At 59.3% G+C, this 21,001-nt stretch carries 17 protein-coding genes; 9 read left to right on the top strand and 8 right to left on the bottom strand.

The genetic code is table 11. The features are described 5' to 3' along the window. Nucleotides 1-62: 62 nt before the first annotated feature. Nucleotides 63-1,049, bottom strand: coding sequence for a UbiA family prenyltransferase (locus LOC68_RS24150; RefSeq protein ID WP_230223578.1), 987 nt, complete (start codon nucleotides 1,047-1,049; stop codon nucleotides 63-65). Between the two features lie 191 nt (nucleotides 1,050-1,240). On the opposite strand from LOC68_RS24150, the gene LOC68_RS24145 reads away from it, so the two are divergent. Further along, entirely contained in the window at nucleotides 1,241-2,236 is a 996-nt protein-coding gene (locus LOC68_RS24145; RefSeq protein ID WP_230223575.1) for a DUF6655 family protein, read from the top strand. Here the strand turns inward: LOC68_RS24145 and LOC68_RS24140 are convergent. Continuing rightward, a complete protein-coding gene (locus tag LOC68_RS24140) occupies nucleotides 2,233-2,718 on the bottom strand; it encodes an MEKHLA domain-containing protein (RefSeq protein WP_230223573.1) in 486 nt (161 codons plus the stop codon). The two genes, LOC68_RS24145 and LOC68_RS24140, sit on opposite strands and share 4 nt — an antisense overlap. Nucleotides 2,719-2,966: 248 nt before the next feature. Between LOC68_RS24140 and LOC68_RS24135 the strand changes: the two genes are divergently transcribed. After that, nucleotides 2,967-4,100 carry a M48 family metalloprotease gene (locus LOC68_RS24135; RefSeq protein ID WP_230223571.1) on the top strand — a complete coding sequence of 378 codons (1,134 nt, stop codon included), beginning with the start codon at nucleotides 2,967-2,969 and terminating at the stop codon, nucleotides 4,098-4,100. Here LOC68_RS24135 and LOC68_RS28655 read toward each other — a convergent pair. The 4 genes from LOC68_RS28655 to LOC68_RS24115 form a co-directional block, all read right to left on the bottom strand. Further along, complete coding sequence (locus LOC68_RS28655) at nucleotides 4,078-6,612, bottom strand: sensor histidine kinase (RefSeq protein WP_230223562.1); 2,535 nt, start codon at nucleotides 6,610-6,612, stop codon at nucleotides 4,078-4,080. The genes LOC68_RS24135 and LOC68_RS28655 overlap by 23 nt on opposite strands. Beyond that, complete coding sequence (locus LOC68_RS24125) at nucleotides 6,609-7,829, bottom strand: ABC transporter substrate-binding protein (RefSeq protein ID WP_390623407.1); 1,221 nt, start codon at nucleotides 7,827-7,829, stop codon at nucleotides 6,609-6,611. Before LOC68_RS24125 ends, LOC68_RS28655 begins: the two co-directional genes overlap by 4 nt. Before the next feature lie 222 nt (nucleotides 7,830-8,051). Next, nucleotides 8,052-9,371, bottom strand: coding sequence for a DUF1552 domain-containing protein (locus tag LOC68_RS24120; protein WP_230223554.1), 1,320 nt, complete (start codon nucleotides 9,369-9,371; stop codon nucleotides 8,052-8,054). Next, a complete protein-coding gene (locus LOC68_RS24115) occupies nucleotides 9,355-11,664 on the bottom strand; it encodes a DUF1592 domain-containing protein (RefSeq protein ID WP_230223552.1) in 2,310 nt (769 codons plus the stop codon). The genes LOC68_RS24120 and LOC68_RS24115 overlap by 17 nt, the downstream gene beginning before the upstream one ends. A gap of 498 nt (nucleotides 11,665-12,162) precedes the next feature. Here LOC68_RS24115 and rnr point away from each other — a divergent pair, with 498 nt between their 5' ends. The 7 genes from rnr to LOC68_RS24080 all read left to right on the top strand — a co-directional run bounded on the left by rnr (nucleotide 12,163) and on the right by LOC68_RS24080 (nucleotide 19,267). Further along, the gene (rnr, locus tag LOC68_RS24110; protein ID WP_230223544.1) at nucleotides 12,163-14,460 is read left to right on the top strand and encodes a ribonuclease R; all 2,298 of its coding nucleotides are present in this window, start codon (nucleotides 12,163-12,165) and stop codon (nucleotides 14,458-14,460) included. A 340-nt stretch (nucleotides 14,461-14,800) separates the two neighbouring features. After that, complete coding sequence (locus tag LOC68_RS24105) at nucleotides 14,801-15,145, top strand: hypothetical protein (protein WP_230223542.1); 345 nt, start codon at nucleotides 14,801-14,803, stop codon at nucleotides 15,143-15,145. A gap of 140 nt (nucleotides 15,146-15,285) precedes the next feature. Further along, a complete protein-coding gene (gene miaE / locus LOC68_RS24100; RefSeq protein WP_230223540.1) occupies nucleotides 15,286-15,861 on the top strand; it encodes a tRNA-(ms[2]io[6]A)-hydroxylase in 576 nt (191 codons plus the stop codon). Between the two features lie 78 nt (nucleotides 15,862-15,939). Beyond that, nucleotides 15,940-16,665: a methylthioribulose 1-phosphate dehydratase gene (mtnB, locus tag LOC68_RS24095; RefSeq protein WP_230223538.1), complete on the top strand. Its 726-nt coding sequence runs from the start codon at nucleotides 15,940-15,942 to the stop codon at nucleotides 16,663-16,665. 41 nt (nucleotides 16,666-16,706) lie between these two features. Continuing rightward, on the top strand, nucleotides 16,707-17,288 hold the full coding sequence (locus LOC68_RS24090; protein WP_230223536.1) for a 1,2-dihydroxy-3-keto-5-methylthiopentene dioxygenase: 582 nt from the start codon (nucleotides 16,707-16,709) through the stop codon (nucleotides 17,286-17,288). Further along, nucleotides 17,285-18,019, top strand: a complete 735-nt coding sequence (gene mtnC, locus LOC68_RS24085) for an acireductone synthase (protein ID WP_230223534.1) — start codon at nucleotides 17,285-17,287, stop codon at nucleotides 18,017-18,019. Before LOC68_RS24090 ends, mtnC begins: the two co-directional genes overlap by 4 nt. Nucleotides 18,020-18,241: 222 nt before the next feature. Next, the gene (locus tag LOC68_RS24080; RefSeq protein WP_230223532.1) at nucleotides 18,242-19,267 is read left to right on the top strand and encodes a hypothetical protein; all 1,026 of its coding nucleotides are present in this window, start codon (nucleotides 18,242-18,244) and stop codon (nucleotides 19,265-19,267) included. Between the two features lie 130 nt (nucleotides 19,268-19,397). On the opposite strand, the gene LOC68_RS24075 is transcribed toward LOC68_RS24080, so the two are convergent. Both LOC68_RS24075 and LOC68_RS24070 read right to left on the bottom strand, forming a co-directional pair. Continuing rightward, nucleotides 19,398-20,636, bottom strand: coding sequence for a GspE/PulE family protein (locus LOC68_RS24075; RefSeq protein WP_230223530.1), 1,239 nt, complete (start codon nucleotides 20,634-20,636; stop codon nucleotides 19,398-19,400). A gap of 4 nt (nucleotides 20,637-20,640) precedes the next feature. After that, entirely contained in the window at nucleotides 20,641-20,988 is a 348-nt protein-coding gene (locus tag LOC68_RS24070) for an STAS domain-containing protein (protein WP_230223528.1), read from the bottom strand. Between the last annotated feature and the right edge of the window lie 13 nt (nucleotides 20,989-21,001).

Genomic DNA, 21,001 nt, shown 5'->3' with positions numbered 1-21,001 from the left:
CTCATCTGCATCGCGTCGACGTTTCCCTTGCCAAAGTCGCCCGGCGATCGTCTTCTCTTAGTTTAGGTCGAATAAACCCAGCGGCCCAGCAGCAGCATCGGTGCGATCAACAGGGCGACGATCACCGCCCAAAAGGCGCCGCAAACTCCCAATACGAATCCCGCGTTCAAAGTGATCAACGACAGCAACGCCTGCTTCACCGCCACTTGTACATTGCCAGGGGAAGGGTCGGCAATGGCGATGATGCAGCGGCGAAGAATCGAGATCGCAATCAGCGTCATCAGGCCGCACCACCCGACCATCTGCATCGACCGCAGCTTGACGACGGACGAGCCCAACAGCGGCGACGCGACGAACAACCCCAGCCCAATCACCAGCACGACGAATCCAAAGATCAGCATCGGACGAGAGCTTTCCTTCGCTTCGGTCCGGGCGAACCAGGTGACGCCGGCGATGTAGACGCCGATTCCGCCGGCGAACGCCAACTGACCCATATCGTAACCGATCAGCGAAAACCCGGCGTCCGGCAGCTGTCCGGCCAGGCTCATCCCCAGCAACAAATTGAAAAACCGGCACGCTCCCATCGCCACGGCGCCAAAAACAGTCGATTTGAGAGCGGCGTCATACAACAGGACCGACGCGACCAGGGCCACAGCGACAGCGCCCCCACGCCAGGGAAGTGCGACGTCCGAGTAGAGGTAGCCCGCAATCGCCGCTAGCACTACGCCGACCAGCAAGAACTGGTAGCCGAGCCAGGCGGCCAACCGGGGCGAAACCCGGCCCGAGGGCAGCGGACGCTGGGGGCGTTCGCGGCGATCCTGCTCCAGGTCGTAATAGTCGTTCAGGGCCATTCCGGCCGAGTAAATCAGGCTCGAGGCCGTAATCAGGCACAAAAAGACCGGCCACGGGGTCAAACTGGCCGTATCGGTGGAAAATTGCGTGACCGCCAGGAAGCCGGCCAGGATGTCGGCCCAGGCCGTAAAGACGTTCGGCAGCCGAAACAGCTGAAAATAGGGAAGCCACGTAGGTTCAGCAGAAACGGTCGCCACGTTTTCGGCACACGCTAGAAAAAAGGGGGCATTGGGAGACAAGCGGTTCATTATAAGTCGGCGTCTCCAGCAGCGACAGGCAGTCAGCGCCGCGTAAGGTCCTCTATTTCGCGTGATATCTTCACAAAATTGCGGTTTCGCGGTTCTTTTCCTTTTCCTATAGTTCGCATCCGAGGCATCAACGTTCCCTGGTGGAAGACCGCTCTGCCTCTCCTACCAACTATCCCGCCCAACTTCCTTCCAACACCCATGACACGCAAGACGCAATGGCCGCCTGTATCCAACTTCACGCCGCAGCCCGCCGCTGCGCGATCGTGGTCGGCCTGCTACTAGCAGCCGGCTGCGGAACCACCTCCAATCGGACGCTAACCGAGCAGCTCGTCAGCTCGCATGCCGTCGACGAGGCGATCGCCGATATCGACTTTCAGCCGCTACGCGGCGAGAAGGTCTACCTTGACCCGCGCTACCTGCAAAACGTCAAAGGCGCCGGGTTCGTCAATGCCGAGTACATCACCAGCGCCATTCGTCAGCAGATGAACGCCGCGGGTTGCCTGCTGCAAGACAAAGCGGACGAAGCCGACTTTGTGGTCGAAGCGCGAATCGGCGCGCTGGGAACCGAAGGACATACCGTCACCTACGGCATTCCGTCAAACAACGCGGTTAGTTCCGCAGCTTCGCTGATTCCGGCAGCGCCTGTCGTACCGACCATTCCGGAAATCGCTTTCGCCAAAAAGAGCAACACGATCGGCGGCGCCAAGATCGCGCTCTTCGCCTATCATCGCGAATCGCGTGCGCCAGTCTGGCAATCGGGCATCGCTCAATCGTTGGGAACCGCTCGCGACACCTGGCTGCTGGGCGCTGGTCCCTTCCAGGGAGGCAACATCTACGACCGGACGCAGTTCGCTGGTTCGAAGATCAGTCTTCCCAATCCGTTCCACAAGGAAGAAGAGAACCAGATTCAGGTCGAATACGACGCTCCGTATGACTTCCGCGCTCAACTGGCCGATGGCGAGTCGGAAGAAGCGGACGAAACGGAGACGCCGATGACTGACGCGAAGAAGGAAGCCGATCTGGTCGGCTACAAGGAAGAGACGACCGCCGCTCCTCCCATGACGCAAACGACCGAAAAGAAAGAATCGCAGCCGCTGCCGAAACAGGAGCCGGCGAAGGTATCGATCTCGGGCTAGGGCGTTTCTCCTGCGGCGAGAAACGTCCAGTGATCAAACGTCGCCGCTTGGCCAATGTAGTCGCCGGCGTCGTCGACCACGTTCCAAATGGTCGCTTGTTCGATGTAAAAGCGGCGTCCCTGACTCGAGATGCGGACGCCGCGATAGTCGTCGACGTAGCCGTCGCGCTCGGTCCGCGCCAGCAAGCGGGCACGCTCATCCCGATGCATCGGTTCGGCCGTTAGTCGCGACGGCATCTTTAAGAATGCGTCGAGCTCAAGTTCCCACAGGTTCAGCGCCGTCTGATTGCCGAACTTGAAGATCGGATCGGCCTCGGCGCCATGCGAAACGACCACCACCGGCAGCGCGAAGAGAAGCTCCAGGTCTTGTCGTTCATCTCCACTCCGCTCCATCAGCTCAACGCCGACCCAGCGTCGATACGAATCGAGCAAATGCCGCACGAAGCGGGGAGTATCGGAAACGAAAGATGCGAGCTGCGACATGGGAGGTTCCGCCGAGCGAAGTGCGTGCCTGACATCTCGCAGCATACCAAAACGACGCGTGTTCGTCGGGACGCTCCCCTTTCCCCAAGGTTAGCCGCGATAGCTCCGCTATCGGGGCTAACCATCCAATCGACGATCGTATCCAGACAATCGGCATATCCCTCATCTTCCGCACGCCGCCCTATTTGTTTGGGAATCGCCAGGCGGGACGACTACCATGGAAGTTCCCCCTCACCACGGCGATTTCCATGCTTTTGCAGATCCTCGTTTACTGCACGATCGTGCTGCTCGCTCGACCTCTGGAAACGGTCGAACAGCCGCTCGCCTCTTGGCTCGTTTGCCTCGCGCTGGGGCTATTGCAGTGGAGCGTCGCGCGCACCTTCAAACGGGGCTGGGTCTCTGATATATGCTGGGGCGCCACATCGCTGCTGATGCTCTGGCCCGGCAACTGGGGCGCCATCGTCGCCACTTCCGCCTTGGGAGAAATCCCCTTCCTGCGTGAAGCGATGCTGCTGTCGCCGGCGATAGTTTCGCGGCTGGTCCTACTAGCCGAAACGGACGGGCTCTCTGCGGCGCTGGTCGAAATGCGAATGTCGTTGCCTTTGGCTTGCGGTCCGGTCTGGCTTGGTTCGTCGGCGGCTCGTTGGGGCGGAATCGCCGGTCCTGGTAGCGACGGCGGGGTGCTCACCATCGTTTTGATCGTGGTGATGCTAATCGCCGTCTATCCAGAACTGCTCCGCCGCTGCTGGGGTCTTTCGCCGATCCAACTGCCGGAACTTACCAAGCGTCTGCAATCGCAACATGGGCGAAGCATGCCGCCGCTGCTAGTTTGGCCCGAGAGCATTTCGATCTGCAACGCGGCGCTCTTGGGATGCGTTCCGCCGTTCCGTTACCTGGTCGTCTCGACGCCGCTACTCGACGCTTTAACGCCGGGGGAACTCGACGCCGTCATCGCCCATGAGATGGGGCATCTTCGCAAACAGCACGTCGCACGACGGCTCGCCGCGATCGTCATTCCGGCGGCGATCGTGCTTGTCGGCCGCTATTTGCTTGCGGTCGGAATTGATCTGCAAGGCGCAGCGCGAACGCTTGCCGAAGCGTCCGCTCCGCTGCTGCTGACCGCCTATTATCTCTGGTCGACGCCGCGACAATCGCGCCGCTTGGAGTTGGAAGCGGATGCGTGGGCCGCGACTCACCTGAAACGAATCTACGGCGACCAAGGCCCTGAGTTGCTGACGTCAGCGCTGCGCAAACTGAGCGTCGCCGCCGACATTCCGCTTGAGCAATCTCGCTGGCTTCATCCCAGTTTTCGGGAGCGTGAATCGGCGTTGCAAGAAGAAGGGATCGCTCACCCCTTCCCTACGCCAGCGCGTCTTCCATAACCGGCGAATAGGGAAGCGTCAGGCGAAACAATGCTCCCATCCCGAGCCCGTCGCTCTCGATCTCGAGTTTTCCCCCCATCTGCTTCGCCGACAAACTGGCGCTATGCAGGCCGAAACCATGTCCGTTCGACTTGGTGGTAAAGCCGTATGAGAAGATGCTGTTCAAGTTCTCCGGCTTGACTCCCAGACCGGTGTCTCTCACTTCAATCGCGATTTTTTCCGCCGCCAATTGACGGACGCCGATGGTGACCCGACGCTGCGTCCCCTTGGCTTCCACAATCGACTCCATTGCGTTCTTCAACAAATTGCCGAAGATCTCGAGCACGCGATGCTTGTCGAGCTTTAGTAGCGGCAAGTCCGGGAAGTCGGCTTCGACGTCGACGTGGTGATGGAGCAGGCCTTCCGCTTGCCACTCGATCGCTTTGGTAAGCGCGTCGACCAGATCGGTCGGCTCGAGGATGCATTGCACGCGGGCCAGCGACTGCTGAACGGCGACAATCTTCTTGATGTGATCGATATGGCGACGCAGGTCTTCGACCTCGGCCAACTGCTTTTCATTCTCGCCTCGCAAGCGTTCCTCCAATTCGGCCAGCATCGGCTGAATCAACTGTCGCTTGGGATGGCTGAGCATGAACTCTTCCAGCGAGCCTGATTGCTTGACGACGAGTTCAAGCGTCCGTCCCAAGTCGACGTAGCTCGACTGCGCCGTACATTCCTGCAGGAACGACAGAGACGTATTCACGCTGTTGAGCGCGTTGCCGACGTTGTGCAGCACCCCGGTCGCGACTTCGGCCATCCCGGCATGCCGCGCCGAATCGATCAGTTTGCTGTTCAAGTCTTTCAAGCGGCTATTCGCCTGGGCTCGTTCCAGCGTTTGGCTCAAACGATGTGCGACCTGCTCCGCCAACCGCAGCAGTTCCTCGGCAGGAGAATCGACGTCGGTCGAAATGAAATGGCAATAGATGAAGAACATATCCTGCCGCATCATGATCGCGACGCCGCTTTTCGGCCCGTTGCACTGCGGCGCCAGGTCATCTTGTTCAAAGCTCAAAGGACGAACCGCAACGTTGACTGACCGGTCCCCGCCGCACGAAGCGACGATCGGATCCATCGACAGGCCCGCTTCGAGCCAAGCCTCGGTCGCGACCACTTGCCGGGCCCCTCGTTCGTCGGTGAAGGTCGCCAGGGCGAAAGGAAACCCGGAGTGCTGGGCGAAACGGCGCATGACGAATTCCACCGTTTCCGCCAATGAGGCGGTCTTGTTCGCCGCCTCCGCGACGTCTTGCAACAGCCTAACCTCCGCGTTCTTCCTTTCCAATTCGGAAGAATTCCGCTGGACGTCCTCAATTTGTTGCGTGATGATTCCGGCGATCCGTCGCGCCAGAATAACGAACAAGCAAACGCAGACGATGCCGGTCACGATCATGATCGTCCAGGCGAGCATACCGGCCAGATCGGCGCCGCGTCGTTCCTCGGCGTCCACTCTTGCGAAATGAATTTCCAAGTCGCTCAAGACCGGCCGAAAGGCGTCGAACTTCTCTTCGACCTGTCGCAACCGCTGAGACTGCTCGCGCATTCCCAGCAGTTCTTCGCGCTGCCAGTAGTAAACGCCTCCATCGCCAATCTGGATCGTCTGATGAACGTCGTCAAAGACGCACCCTTCCCCAAAGAGGGACGACTCCAATTCCTGGGTTAGCTCTCGAACCGCTTCGCGGTCGCCGGAAAATCGCTCTAGCGCATGTTCCAGTCGTGAGAAAGTCGCTTTCAGCTCGTTGTCTTTCAAGCTGACCAACTGATCGACGTCGTGTTCCGCCGCCAACTTCTCGCACAGAATCGCCAATTGCATCAATTCGTTGGCGATCGCCTCGTACTCGGCTGCGACGCGAAAGCTTTCGACAAGATCGTCATGGGCGACCGTCGAACGGCCCGAGGCTTTTGGGGCGTGACGCTTTAACTGCAGCGCCAAATCCAAGCGCCGCTTCCCTTCCATCTCGGCGAAGAAGGCGCGAATGCGGTGCAGCGTCTGCTGCGTCTTCTTTTGCGCGGCCACCTTCTCCGATTCGGCGGCTGCGACGGCGACCGACCAGGCCAGGGTGTCGAGATAGGTCTCGGGGATTTGCTGAAGCAATTGCGAGAGACGGACGACGTCCGACGTGTTTTGAAAATTCGGATCCTGTCGGACGTCGACAACCGCCTTGCGCAGGTTCTTGTACCAATGAGCGTCTTGGATCGCGGAGAACTCGCTGTCGTAGGCGTCATGGCTTCCGGGCGCGAGGATGATCTCGGCGAAATCGCGACGGCCGTCTACCAGATTCTGCTGGATCTCGGCGATCGCCTGATCGATTCGGCTGCGCTGCGCGGCGGAAGCCTCGTAATGGTAGCGGATATATTGCAACGTCGGCGCCGTCACGCAGAACACGACCGCGCCTGCGACCAGACCGACCCACGTCAGCAGCCAAACCAAATGCCGAGCATCCGCCCGTTTCCCCTTGTTTTTCTCCCCGTCGGTCACGGCTGCCGCTCCTGCGGTAGAAGTTCCGACCACGGGATTGGCCGGACTTCCCCCGCTTCAATCCGCGTCGCCCATACCGCGTGACTCGCTTGATGCTCGTCGCTCGTCAGTCGCAACGGAACGCCAAGCCCCAGATCAAAATCTCCCAATCCTTCGCAGGCGTCCGCGATCGTCTCCCGACGGATCTCCCCTTCAATCCGCTGCAGCGCTAGAATCAGCAATCGACCGACGACATAGCCTTCCAGCGAAATCTGAGTCGGCGGCGATTTGGTCGGTTCCAACAGCGCGAGCGCCGCACGATGCTGACGATTGATCGCTAGATCCTCTTGGACATGCGGAACGACCTGCGAAACGAGCACGCCGTCCCCCTGATCGTCCAGCGCCGCCGCCAACAGATTGCCGCCGACGAACGAGACATTCAGAAACAGCGGATCGAAATCGCTCTCTTTCGCCAGACGAATCAACTTCGCGCAAGGCGAATACGCGCCGACCAGAATGACCGCTTTCGGAGTCGGGCGATGCAAAATCAGATCGGCGAGCGCCCCTTCGACCGCCATCGTGTTTCGCTCGTACCGACCATGAGCGATCGTACCGGGGCGTTCAATTCCATGTCGTTTGAGCGCCGCCGTTCCGCCGGCGAAGCCCGCATCGCCGTAACCGTCGCGTTGGGTGATAAAGGCGATTTCGTCAGGCTCGATTCCCGCGGCGACCAGCGCATCGACCATCATCGACGTCTCTTCGGCATAGCTGGCGCGAAAGTTGATGACGTAACGATCGGGGGGCGATTTGCGCAAGACGCCTGCACCGGTTAACGCTCCGATGAACGGCACTTTGGCTCGCTGGGCGATCGGCGCGGCGACGATCGCGGTGGGCGTCCCCACATCGCCGACAATCGCCAACACCTGTTCCAGCTCGATCAAGCGATGGATATTGGGGCCTGTTTCGCTCGGCTCGTAGCCGTCATCCAGGGCAACTAGTTCCAGTTGGCGTCCCTGAACTCCGCCGGCAAGATTGGCTTCGGCGAAAGCGGAGAGGACCCCGCGGCGCATTTGAATTCCGAGCTCACTAACAGGTCCGGTCAGTGCGGTCGACATGCCGAAGCGAAGCGGCGGAGAATCTCGCGGCTCCTCGGCGACGCTGACGCAAGCGAACAGCGCACAGCAAGCTGCGCACAGAAATTGCGTGCGTCGTCGTGTAGATAGACTTCTCAAAAACACGACGCCCTACCCCTAGTCTCGTCGTACCGCTGGTCGCTAAGGCAACTCGCCTTAAATGCGCAAGTGGTGAAAAATAGCACCCTCTTTGGCGCGGCGCCGAGTTATTCCGGTTAGCGCGATCTTGACGGAAGTTCAGGGGACGTTCCTTCACGTAACGACGCAAAAAAAGCCGCATGGGATCCATGCGGCTTTGTGGAGATCAAATTGGCGACTGGCCGACGGTTACGTCAGCTCGGACAAGGGACCAGCTCCGCAGAAGTCCGGGTTACCGAAGGTCTCGATATGGTGGCCGAACGAATGAGCGCACGATAGCCAGAGGCGGTTGTGCGGATCCTTCTTCAGTTGGATCGAACGCCCCATCTTGAAGCCGAGCCCGCCGCCGACCAGCACCAACGGCACGTCGTCGAGCGTGTGCGAATTCCCTTTCCCCAGTTCGTTGGTCCAGATCACGGTCGTGTTGTCGAGCAGCGTGCCGTCGCCACCCGGTTCCGGCGTTTCGTCCAGCTTCTTGACCAGGTAGGCCAGCTGTTCGCAGAACCAGGTGTTGATCTTGATCAACTTCTCTTTCGATTCAGCGTCGCTATCGGGCTTGTGCGACAGTTCGTGGTGCGATTCGTCGACCCCCAGCCAGTTCATGCGTGCGCCGCCGACCGAGTTGGTGTATTGCAGCGTCGCGACGCGGGCCATGTCGTTGGCCATACTGTTGACCAGCAGATCGACCTGCATTTTGCTGATCGTCGGCATGTTGTCGTTCTTCAGCTGCACGCCGGCCTCTTGGACCGGAGCTTCCAGGGCCAGCTTCTTTTCGCCGGCCGACTTCAGCTCTTGTTCCATCTGGCGGACGAAAGCGGCGTGCTCTTCCAGACGCTGCTTGTCTTCGCTGCTGACGTAACGCTCGACTCGCTTCAGATCGAGACGGACTTTGTCGAGCACGCTCTCCAGGCTTTCACGATCTTTGACCTGACCATACAGCTTCTCGAACATCCGATAAGGATCGTCGATCGGGGCGACCGGCTTGTTCGGCCCGGCGTAGACCATACGGGTCCACGGGTCGGCGCGATCCGGGACGTTAACGCCAAACTCGAGCGAACCGAACCGCGTGCGGGTCGCTTCTTCCGCTTGCAGGAATTGCTTCAGCTCTTGGTCAATCGACAAGCCGCTCGCCCAACCGGCCGGCGTGTGCGACCCGCCTTGGATGTTGCCAGGGAAGAGCTCAATGCCGGTCAGCAGGCAGCTCATGCCGCGCATGTGGCTGTCGCCGTCGCCGCGCACGCGATCGCTGATCCCTTTGATCACCATCGTCTTGCTCTTGTACGGCTCGAGCGGCTTCATGATTTCTTTGAATTCGAAATCTTCCCCTTCTTTGTCGGGCCAATAGGCGTCGGGGATGATGCCGTTGGGGCTGAACATCACGATCATCCGCCGCTTGCGCAAGTCAGGAGCGGCGGCCATCCCCAAGCTGGGCAAGTTCATCAGCAGCGGCAAAGCGGCGGCTGAGATTCCCATGCTGCGAACGAACTCTCGTCTAGTTAGACGCGACATGTCCCGCGCTCCCTTCATTAGGCGTGTGCAAAGCGGCGACCGCGGCGATCGACACCAGCAGCTTGCGTACGTTGTAGTTGGATTTCTCAAATGACGTGATCAAATCGTCCCCGACCGACTCGCCATAAGCGTTGATCGGGTGTTTGACGCAGTGATGGAACAGCTGGTCGACGAAGGCGCCATGCGCCGAGCGACTCTCGACGATGTGCTGGGCCAAGTCGCGGGCGCCTTCCAGTTTGACGGTATCCCCTTCGGCGGTGGCGAAATCGGTCGTCGCGTCCACCTTGCGATCCCCTTCGGTCTCGCGATAACGGCCAATCGCATCGAAATGCTCGAGGGTGAAACCGAGCGGATTGATAATCTGGTGGCATCCCTGGCACGCGGCCGGCTCGGTCAAAACCGCGACCTTTTCCCGCATCGTCATGCCGGCATGGAAATCGCCATCTTTGAACTCGGTCGCTTGCGGAGGCGCCGCGAGCGATCGCCCCAGCAACCGCCGCGTGATGAAGACGCCGCGGTGAATCGGGGACGAGAACTGGTTGTAGGCGAGCATCGACAACATGTAAGGATGCGTCACGACGCCGGCTCGATGTTCCGGCTGGAACGAAACTTCTTGGAACGAGTCGCCGCCGTCGAACGGAATGTCGTATAGCTTGGCGAGACGCTCGTTGACGAACAAGCGATCGCCGAGCAACAGTTGCCGATAGTCGGACGATTCGTTCCAGACGACGTCATCCACAAACAGATCGAGCGACGTCCGCATGTCGGAGGCGACGCTTTCGCTGAATTCGGGGAAGACGCCGCTGTCTTTGACGATCCCTTCTTTTTCGTCGAGTTGGAGCCAGTGATGGAAGAAGCCGCGGAGCTTCGCTTTCGCCCGCGGATCTTTCAGCATCTTTTCGGCTTCGCTCTGAATCTGCTCCGGCCGACCGACCCAATTCTCTTTGGCCGCACGGAACAAATGTTCGCTCGGCATCGTGTCCCACAGGGCGTACGACATGCGGGAAACGACGTCGTAGTTATCGGGGGGCGAGTTTTCCAGGTTCGTATAGAGGAAGCGGGGAGACTTGAGGGCCAGCAGGACGCACCGTTTGACCGAGGTCTCCAGCGCCATCTCGTCGCTGAACTGCTCGTCAATGAAGAAGACCTTGTCTTCATCGCTCAGCGGACGGCGGAAGGCCCGTTCGACGAACTTGCCGCAGAAGTCGAGCACCTTCTGGCGACGATCGCCGGCGTCATTTTTGGTTTTCGCCAGCTCGTCCAGATTGTCGACCACGTAGCCGGCCACTTCCAAAGCGCCCGCGGTCGTCGCTTCGTCCCAAGCCTTCGAGACCGAAACGCCTCGTTCATATCCAGAGACCGAGTCATCGGCCGGAAAAGCGGCGGACGAAATGTAAAGCTCCGGAGCGAACTCCGGCGACAAGTTACGCGCGGTCAGGAAGTCGCGAGCCTTACGCGGCGGCTTCCACTCAAGCTTCACCGACGCGGCGTCATCTTTGAACTTGTAGACTTCCAGCTTGATGCGATAGGGACGGCCGCCGAGCAGACGAATCGTTCCCTTGTGCTCTTTCGGTTCGCCGCGCGAAGCGACCCACTCATCGATCAGCGGCTTGCGATCGTTGTTGACCCACAGTCGGGCGCCGTTCTGCGTCGTGAGGATGAATTCGTACTCGCCGGTATCTTCGGCCAGGACCGAACCTTGCCAACGAATCGAGAACTGCTCGGCCGGAGCAAGCTTTTCCTCGTCCGATTCTTTCTTCTTCTCGTCCTTCTTTTCCTCTTCCGGCTTCGCCGTCAGTTCGTACGGCAGTCCATCGCCGAAGTCGTAGTCGATCTTGGCGTCGATCCGATTCACCGCGGTCTCGCGGAAGTTCCGCTTCTTGAAGATCTCGGTCTTCAGGCCACGCTGCTCTTTCGGGTCAGGGGTCCAGCGGAAGCTGGCGATCAAGTCGGCGACCGTGTTGTCGTACTGACTGACGGTCAGGTGGGCGAGTTCGATCCGCGATTCCGAGCTTTCTCGCGCGTGCGGAGCGTAGAACTTTTGATGAATGAACGCGGCGACCGCTTTGGCGTCATCGCCAACGCAGGCTTCCGGATCTTCTTCCGGCATCGTATCTTCGATCGCCATCGCCAACTCGGCGATTGACTTGGTTCCGCGGAGAGCGTTCTCGGCGGCGCCAGAAACCCCTTCGCCTTGATCGCCGTGACATTCGGCGCACATCTTCTTATAGATCGCAGCGCCATCGGGCTTGGCGGCCAACGAGATACTGGCGGCCAACAAAACGGCAAACATTCCAACCGACGCCATGATCAGGCGTTTGGTGAGAGCGCAGGAGGTAGGAGCGAATGCGGGCATCTCAGTAACTAACTTTTAGGCGGGAGTTGAGCGGCCATCGCCAGCGGCTGGCGACGACGGTCAAGCAATCGGGGGCAGGCGGGAGAAGAAATGGCGCTAAGTGGCCATCTCTTCACCATTTATGGTACCTGTTTCGCTATCAAATTGTCAATATTTCGCCCCCCGAAACGAACAGCTAGGGTCGGGATAGCATCCGGCGAATCCGATTTTTCGGCGAACCTTCGTCCTGGGGGCTGCGTCTATAGGGTTAAGTTAAATCTTTCCGCCTTTATGACGCGGCGCTTAGGCGAACGGCCTAAGATCTGATACATTGTTTTCTAAACAGGTTTCCCCCCTAGAAGCCGACAGCGGGCCTATTCTTCGGCAAGATCGCCGAGCCCGGTCGCTTCCTGAACGCGGGTTGAGACCACAAGTATTTCTCACGAACGGAGTTTCATGGAACTGGAACAGCTGGAGCAGACGCTCCTAGCCCACATTCAAAAGTCGACTTACCAGCCGGTAAAACCGAAAGTCATCGCCAAACAGCTCAATGTGGCGGAAGAAGACCTCAAGACGCTCAAGCGTGCCATCAAGCGACTTCTCAAAAAAGGGCACATCGTTTACGGCGCAAGCCATCTGATCAAACGAGCCAACGCCGACAGCGGCAAAACGTCTAAGTCCATCGTTGGACATTTTCATCGCACCGCCAAAGGGTTCGGGTTCGTCCGACCGCTCGGAACGCCCAAGTCGGCCGAGAAAACCGCCGACATTTACGTTCCCGCGAAACGAACCGCCGACGCCGCAACCGGCGACACGGTCCGAATTCGCTTGTTCAAGATGCGCGGCTCGACCGGCGAATCGAAGATTTGCGGCGAAGTGATCGAGATCGTCGAACGCGAAACGCATCGCTTCGTCGGCACCTACAGCGAGTCGCATGGCTACGCCCTGGTCCAAGTCGACGGCAACGTCTTCACCCAACCGATCCTGGTCGGCGACCCCGGCGTCAAAGGCGCCCGCGTCGATGACAAAGTGGTGATCGAAATCGTCCGCTTCCCGTCGCACTTCCATGACGGCGAAGGGGTAATTGTTGAAGTGCTGGGAGCTCGTGGAGCCCCCGGCGTCGATCTGCTGTCGGTCATGCGCGAGTACGACCTGCCGCAGGAATTTCCGGAAGCGGCTTTGGAAGTCGCCCGTGAAATGGCGGACAACTTTGACGAGTCGATCGGCGAAGGTCGCCGCGACATCACCGACGAGACGATCATCACGATCGACCCGTTCGACGCTCGCGACTTTGACGACGCGATCAGTCTGACGCGGCTGGAAAATGGACACTGGCTGCTCGGCGTGCATATCGCCGACGTTTCGCATTTCGTGCCGGAAGGTTCGGCCCTCGACGTCGAAGCTCGTAATCGCGCGACCAGCATTTACTTGCCGGACAAAGTGATTCCGATGCTGCCGGAGATCATCTCGAACAACCTGGCCAGCTTGCAGCCTGACAAGGTGCGCTACGCCAAAACGGCCCGGATCGAGTTCACGCCGGATGGCGCTCGGGTCCATACCGAGGTCTTCAAAAGTGCGATCAAAAGCAAACGCCGCTTCACCTATGAAGAAGTGGACGAGTACCTGGAAGATCGCGACGCGTGGAAAGAAAAGATCACGCCGCAGGTCCACAAGCTGCTCGCCGATATGCACGAGTTGGCGATGATGCTCCGCGAACGTCGTTTCCAACGGGGTTCGATCGAACTGATCATGCCGGAGCTGAAGCTCGATCTCGACAAAGACGGTCAGGTGACCGGCGCCCACGTCGAAAAGAACACCGAGAGCCATCAGATCATTGAAGAGTTCATGTTGTCGGCCAACGAAGCGGTCGCCGAAAAGCTGCATGACAAAGAGCTCTTCTTCCTGCGGCGCGTGCATGATTCGCCGGAGCCGAACAAACTGGAAGCGCTCACCGAATTCGTTCGCGACGTCGGGATCGAGTGCGACAGTCTGCATAGCCGCTTCGAGATCATCCGCGTTCTGGACAAGGTAAAAGGCCTGCCGGAACAAGCGGCGGTCAACTACGCGACTCTGCGGAGCATGAAGAAAGCGGTCTATAGCCCCGAAGAGATCGGCCACTACGCGTTGGCGAGCGAATGCTACTGCCACTTCACGTCGCCGATTCGTCGCTATCCCGACCTGACGATCCATCGCATGTACAACGACCTGGACGCCGGCAAGCGTCCGGTGCAGGACTACGACGCGATGATGGCCGAGGGAGAGCATTGCTCGGAACGGGAACAACGGGCCGCCAACTCCGAACGGGACCTGGTGAAGATCAAACTGCTGAACCATCTGAGCCAGAAGATCGGCATGGAGATGGAAGCGGTCATCACCGGCGTCGAATCGTTCGGCTTGTTCGTGCAAGGGTTGCAGTTGCCAGCCGACGGGTTGATCCATATCGACTCGCTGCAGGACGACTACTACCGATACGATCGGACGACCCATTCGCTAGTCGGCAATCGCGGAGGAAACGCATACCGACTGGGCGATGTGCTGAAGGTTGCGATCGCTCGCGTTGATCTCGAGAAGCGGGAACTCGATTTCCGGTTGATCGAATTTGAATCGCACGCCGGCAGTCAAAATCGACGTCCACCGACTTCGGGGCGTACGGCCAGCGATGATTTCTCGCATGGACGCGGAAAGCCTGCCAAACAAAAGCACGGCGGCAAATCGCACGGCGGCAAAGGAAAGTCGAAGAAGCGGAAGCGGTAAGCCCCCTCGGGCTGGCGAACCGCAAAGAGTCTCGCTGGCCGGCAGTCGAGCAAAACCGGACTTTGCTACTGGCTCATTTTGAGAATCGCGTTGTCATCTCGACAACAGATCGGGCGAGTTTTTTTCTTCGCCGCGATCGCGATTATCGTAACTTGTTTCCAATTGGGGATTTGCAAGCAGTCGCTGCATTACTGGCACGCCGCTTGCGATTATGTCTGCCAACAGCATCGGCCGGCAAAAGACAGAACACGATGCTGATTGACATACAACCGAAGCGAGCGGTCCCGCGCGATAGCGCGGACCGATCTCGCCGATTTCCCCCAAAGTCGGAGATGAGAAAATGAGACGCATCCTTCTCGCACTGGCAGTTATGGCGACCGTTGGCTTGTCGTTCGGCGCTTCGTCGGCGATGGCTGGCGGCCCCCACGGTCATGGACATGGGCATGGACATGTTCAGCACTTTTACCATGGCGGAGTCCCTGGCCACTATGATTACCATCGCGGCCACGTTGACTACCACCATGGCAACCATGTCCACCACTTGTATGGGGCTCCACGCGTCTACTCACGCGTTTATTCCCCCTCGCCGTTCTACGGCGGCAGTTACTACCGCAGCACCTACTACGGCGGTGGCGGCGGGTTCTACTTGAACGGTCGCAACTTTTCGGTGGGCGTCGGCTTCTAGAGCCCACACTTCCGAAATTCATGGGAGACGCCTCGACCGTCCCGGTCGAGGCGTTTTTCGTGCGCTCATCACCTTGAGCCGATCGGGCCGGGCGCCTACATTGGCGATTTGCCCCGTAGTTTTTCGACGTAAACGGTACCGTGCTTCATCTTCAATCGACCAGTTCCGACCGTTGGTTCTCTCAGGTCAGCGACAATCTCGATCTGCTGCTGATCGACCACGCGCACTGTGAAAAAAAGGCGGCCGGCGTCGCGATGAACATGATCTTCGCTTATGTCGAAGATGAAGATCTCTGCCGCGCGATGACCGAAATCGTCAACGAAGAGCTGGAGCACTTTCACATGGTGCTAGAGCTGCTCCATGAGCGGGGGATCCCGTTTCGCCGCTTGAAACCGAGCAACTACGGCGAACAGCTCCACGCGCTGATTCGGAAAAACGAGCCGGAACGTGCGGTCGATCGTCTGCTGGTCGCCGGGCTGATCGAAGCTCGTAGCTGCGAACGGTTCGGCATGCTGCGGGAGCGGCTGGAAGACAAAACGCTGGCCAGCTTCTACGACCAGCTGTTCGAGTCGGAAGCGCGTCACCACTCGGCTTACGTCCGCTTGGCCAAGCATTACGCCGATGACAAAACAGTGATGGACCGGCTTGACGAACTCGCGAAAGCGGAAGCGGAGATCATCGCCGTGGGGGATGAGAATCCCCGGATGCACAGCTAGGGCTTGCGGTCGGTTGCCGTCGCCATAAATCGTGATAGACTGGCGTTTTACGCACTCCAGAACTTGTGACGAAGATTTATGGAAAACGTCTCCATTGGGGGCGCTTCGCCTGGCCTGCCCCACCCCGCTCTGGCTGGCCAAGAAGCGGAAATTGACGCCCTTCGCGAAACCGGCACCTACTTCTTTCAACGTGGTTGGTCGGTTGGAACCAGCAGCAACTACAGCGCTGTGCTGCAGCAGAACCCGCTGCAATTGGTGCTGACCGCCAGCGGCATGGACAAAGGGCGATTGACGCGTGCCGATTTCGTCCGGGTCAACGACCAGGGGAAACAGGTCGACGTCGACGGCGCCCCCACGACCGATCAGCCGAAATCGTCGGCCGAGACGTTGTTGCATGTGGTCGCCGCCCAGCAGCCGGGCGTCGGCGCCATTTTGCACACCCACTCGATCTGGGGCACGTTGCTGTCGGACCACTTCTTCGACGAAGGGGGCTTCTCGATCGAAGGGTACGAGATGCTCAAAGGTCTGGCCGGCGTCAAAACGCACGAACATACCGAATGGGTTCCGGTCTTCGACAACACGCAAGACATTCCCGTTTTGGCCGAACAGGTCGCCGCGCGATTGGCCGATCAATCGCAGCCGCCGATTCATGGCTATTTGATTCGACGTCACGGGCTCTACACCTGGGGCGCCGACGTCGCCGAGGCGCGACGCCACATCGAGATTTACGAGTTTCTGTTTGAAACCCTGGTCCGTCGCATGATGCTGTGCGGCGAACTGCGCAGCGCCGCTTCGGCCGTATAACCCGCTTACTTCTGGCAGCGATATTTCGGAGAGACCTCCCCATGGCGAGCATTACCATCCACGACGAAAATCGTCGCATTACCGACCCGCAAGAGATCCGCCAATACCTGGAGCCGCACGGCATCTGGTACGAAAAGTGGGAAGTCGAAGGCCGGATCGGCGCCGAAGCGACCAGTGAAGAGATTCTGACCGCTTACGCGCCGGAGATCGAACGCCTGAAGGTCCAAGGGGGCTACGTCACCGCCGACGTGATCAACGTCAATCCGGAGACGCCGAACCTGGACGTGCTGCTCGCCAAGTTCGACAAAGAGCACACCCACAGCGAAGACGAAGTTCGCTTTACCGTCAAAGGAAAAGGCGTATTCCACATCAACCCGCCGGAAGGCCCGGTCTTTTCGGTCCTGGTCGAATCGGGCGACTTGATCAACGTCCCGGCCAACATGAAGCACTGGTTCACCCTGTGCGACGAAAAGACGATCCGCTGCATCCGCTTGTTTGAAGATCCGAGCGGCTGGACGCCTCACTACATCGCTGCAGGCGTCCACGAAAACTACTCGCCCCTGTGCTGGGGACCGGATTACATTCCGAAGTCTGACGACGTCGATCCGGTGGTGAAACTGTGATCGAATTTTACGGCCGCGGTTTGCTGCTCGACATCGAAGGAACGACCGCCAGCGTCGCCTTCGTTTACGACGTAATGTTTCCGTTTGTTCGTCGTGAGTTGGACTCGTACCTCAAGTCAGCATGGGGCACGCCGACGCTGGATCCAGTCTTGCGCTACATCGCGCAGGACGCTGGGGCCGACTCGTTCGAGCAATGGACGCGAGAGGATGCCGGCGAAGAGGCGAAGCTCGAGCGCGTCAGCGCCGAGATGACGCGTCTGATGGATAACGACGTCAAAGCGACTGGGCTCAAGCAACTGCAAGGTTTGATCTGGAAGTCAGGCTTCGACTCGGGCGAACTGGTCGCGGCGGTCTTTGACGACGTCCCCGCCGCCCTGACTCGCTGGAACGCCGGCGGCAAGGATGTCCGGATTTATTCTTCCGGCAGCGTCGCCGCCCAGAAGATGTTCTTTGGGCACACCAACCACGGCGACTTGCTCTCGTCGTTCAAAGGTCACTACGACACGACGACCGGCCCGAAGAAAGTCGCCGAAAGCTATCGCGCCATTGCCGCCGACTATGGCTGCGACGCCAGCGAAATCTTGTTTCTCAGCGATATCGTCGGCGAACTCGACGCTGCTCGCGAAGCTGGCATGCGAACCGGACTTTGCTATCGTCCGGGCAACGCGCCGGTCGAAAACGCCAACGGGCACACCGGCATCGAATCGTTCGACCAGATTTCCATCGGCTAGCACGTAGATTCTTTCGCGGCAATTTATGGGATCGTTGCGATCGTCCATTGCCGCGTAACGATCGCCGCTTATCATTGTTGCGGTATCACTCGGCAATGCTTTGAATCTCAATGATGAGGTAAGCAAAACTTGCGGCTGAAGGTCAGCCGCCGCTGCAAGGAATCGCAGCCAGGCATTCCCGCCAATCGCACGGTAGCACAGCGCTTTCCGCAGGAGGCAAGAATGTTGGCGAAATCTTCTTTCCGCTCGGTCCCGTTCGGATTACTCGTTACGCTGGCGACGCTGTCGTCGGTTACGCTAGCGATCGCAGGGCCTGTCAACTTTGACGTCGGCTATCGAATCGCTTGTCGCGACGTCACCCCAGACGATTATGTCGGCGACGAAAAGCTGATCGAAGCGAAGTTCGTCGTCTCTTCGCTGGTCGCCTACGAAGCTGAAAACGATCTGCTGCAGTTCGTGATTCGAATCGAAAGCGGCGATCCGCGCATGACCGCCGTCGATTACTCGCCGCGGACGACGCTTGAAAACACGTTGACCGGCGGCATGCAAATCGAACGCAAGAAAGAGAACGACGCGTCGCTCGGCGCCAATCTGACCGGTAAGTACGACGGCATCGTCAGCGGCAACCTCAGCGGCGGAGCGAGCCGCAAAGATTCGATCACCACAAAGTACGAATTGCGTTCGCCGGTCGAGCTGATCGCCGCCAGCGGAACGATTCATCGAGGCGCCGGCGTTTACTTCAAACTGAAACCGGCCCGGCAGACGACCCTGGAAGGCGCCAAGGAGTATACCTGCATCTTCCGCGTTCCCCGCAATTGGACGCGCGGCCTGGCCAGCGTTTACTGCGACGCGCTTGGTGAAGAGTCGTCGACGCTGTCGCCGCTCGACAGTCGCCGGAACTTCGCTCGTCAGACGTTTCGCGTCGCGCTCTATCTGGACATCGACGCCGACGCCCGGCGGGCGGCTGAGAACTATGTCGCGAGCGAACGAATGCTGCGAGCGGCGACGCTCCAGTATCGCGATTCGATCGAGAAAGCGACGCGTCACTCGCCGGTCGACCAACTGGTCTCCCTGGTTAAGCATGGCCGTACCAGTCACGGACCGAAGCTCGATCCAAGCGACCTGACCCGCTGGCCCGCCGATGAACTCTATCGCTTGCCGCAAGAGGTGCAGAACGCAGCGGCCGACTTCCGCGCCGCCGAACTACGGATGCGGATGTGGTCCGACGATTTCGTCTCGGGCAATTAGCGAAGAGACGCAGATCCAACTTAGGTTGGGTGCAGCGAAGCGCAACCCAACTTTCGCTTGCAAGCGCATTGTTGGGTTGCGCTTCGCTGCACCCAACCTACAAGACGACAATATCTCGCGGCCCGTTGCCTTACGCGTCTTCCAAGCCGAGATACTCGGTCGGCACATTCTTAAAGACTTCCTCCATGCTGGTCACCCCTTGGGCGACCTTCATGAGGGCCGAGCGGCGGAAGTCGAGCATGCCGTGACGAATGGCGATCGACTCCAGCTCTTGAGCCGACATGCGATTGGAAATCGCGCGGCGGGTTTCGCCGGTCACTTCCATCAACTCAAAGATGGCGGTTCGCCCGATGTAGCCTTCGTTCGGCGCCGAGGGGTCGGGTCCGTAGAAGACCTCGCCGTCGCCGGGATCGAGCATCTCTTGAATGTCGCCAAAGGTCGCCGCGGCGCCTCCTGGCCCCAGTTCGTAAGGGATGCGGGTCTTCGGATCGAGCACGCGAACCAGTCGCTGCGACAAGACGCCGCGGAGGCCGCTCGCCAGGAAGTGCGGATTCACGTCGAGCGACAACATGCTTTGTACCGCCGCGGCGGCGACCGGAGCATGTAGCGTTGCAAAGACCAGGTGCCCGCTGTTGGCGGCGCGAACGGCGGTCGCGGCCGTTTCCGCATCGCGGATTTCGCCGATCATGATCACGTCAGGCTGTTGGCGAATGACGCTCCGCAGCAACTCTGAAAAGTCGAGACCGATCTTCGGCGCGATCTGCGACTGGCGAATGCCGCCCAGCGAAAACTCGACCGGATCTTCCAGCGTGTTGATTTTGCGTTTGCCGTCGTTCAGGAACTGGAGGCAAGCGTACAGCGTCGTCGTTTTACCGGTGCCGGTCGGTCCGGTCACCAGGATCAAGCCGGAATTCGCCTGGATCATCGACATGATCCCCTGGCGATCATGCCGATTCAGCCCCAACTGTTCGATCGAAAGCAAGTTGGAATTGCGATCGAGCAGGCGGACCGTCAGGTCTTCGCCATAGAGGGTCGGCAGCAGGCTCAACCGCAGGTCGAGCATCCGCCCTTGATCGTCAAAGATCCAACGACCATCTTGCGGACGACGCCGTTCGGCGATGTCCATGCCGCTCATCGCCTTCAGGTAGCTGATCCACGAACGGCCTTGATCGGCAGGGACGTCGCGAATCGCTTTCATGCGGCCCCATTGACGCACCGCAACTTGAACGCTGCCGTCGCCGGCCAGCACAAACAAGTCGCTCGCTTGCATCTGCGCGGCCTGGTGAATCAACAGTTTAACGGCGACGTCGGGCTCAACGCTGGCAAGGTCGATCTTGGCGAAGTCCGGCGCAATGGGGCTGTCGTTCATGGTGTTATCCTTTCGCCAATCGCATGGCGGCGTCGCCGTTCGGCACGATCTGGAAGAACGTATCGAGCCGCATCAGCTTGAAGACGTTAGCGACGATCGGCGGCATGTTGTAGATCACGAGCTTGCCGCCTGACTCTTGAAAGTTCTTATGGCAAGCCAACAGCCAACCGACTCCGCTCGAATCGATGATGTCGGCTTCCTGCATGTTCAGCAGGACCGTGCGACGATAAGCGTCGATGCCGATCAAAGCGGAGAGGGGTTCCGTTTCGCGCATCGAACCATCTTGGCTAACGCGCCCGGAAACGGAGACCTGAACGATCTCTCCTTCGTGGGAAACGACATGCAATTCCATATCTACCTGCCCT

It is taken from the genome of Blastopirellula sediminis (assembly GCF_020966755.1).
Classification (GTDB): Bacteria; Planctomycetota; Planctomycetia; order Pirellulales; family Pirellulaceae; genus Blastopirellula; species Blastopirellula sediminis.
This window is presented reverse-complemented; position numbering and strand designations above follow the sequence as displayed.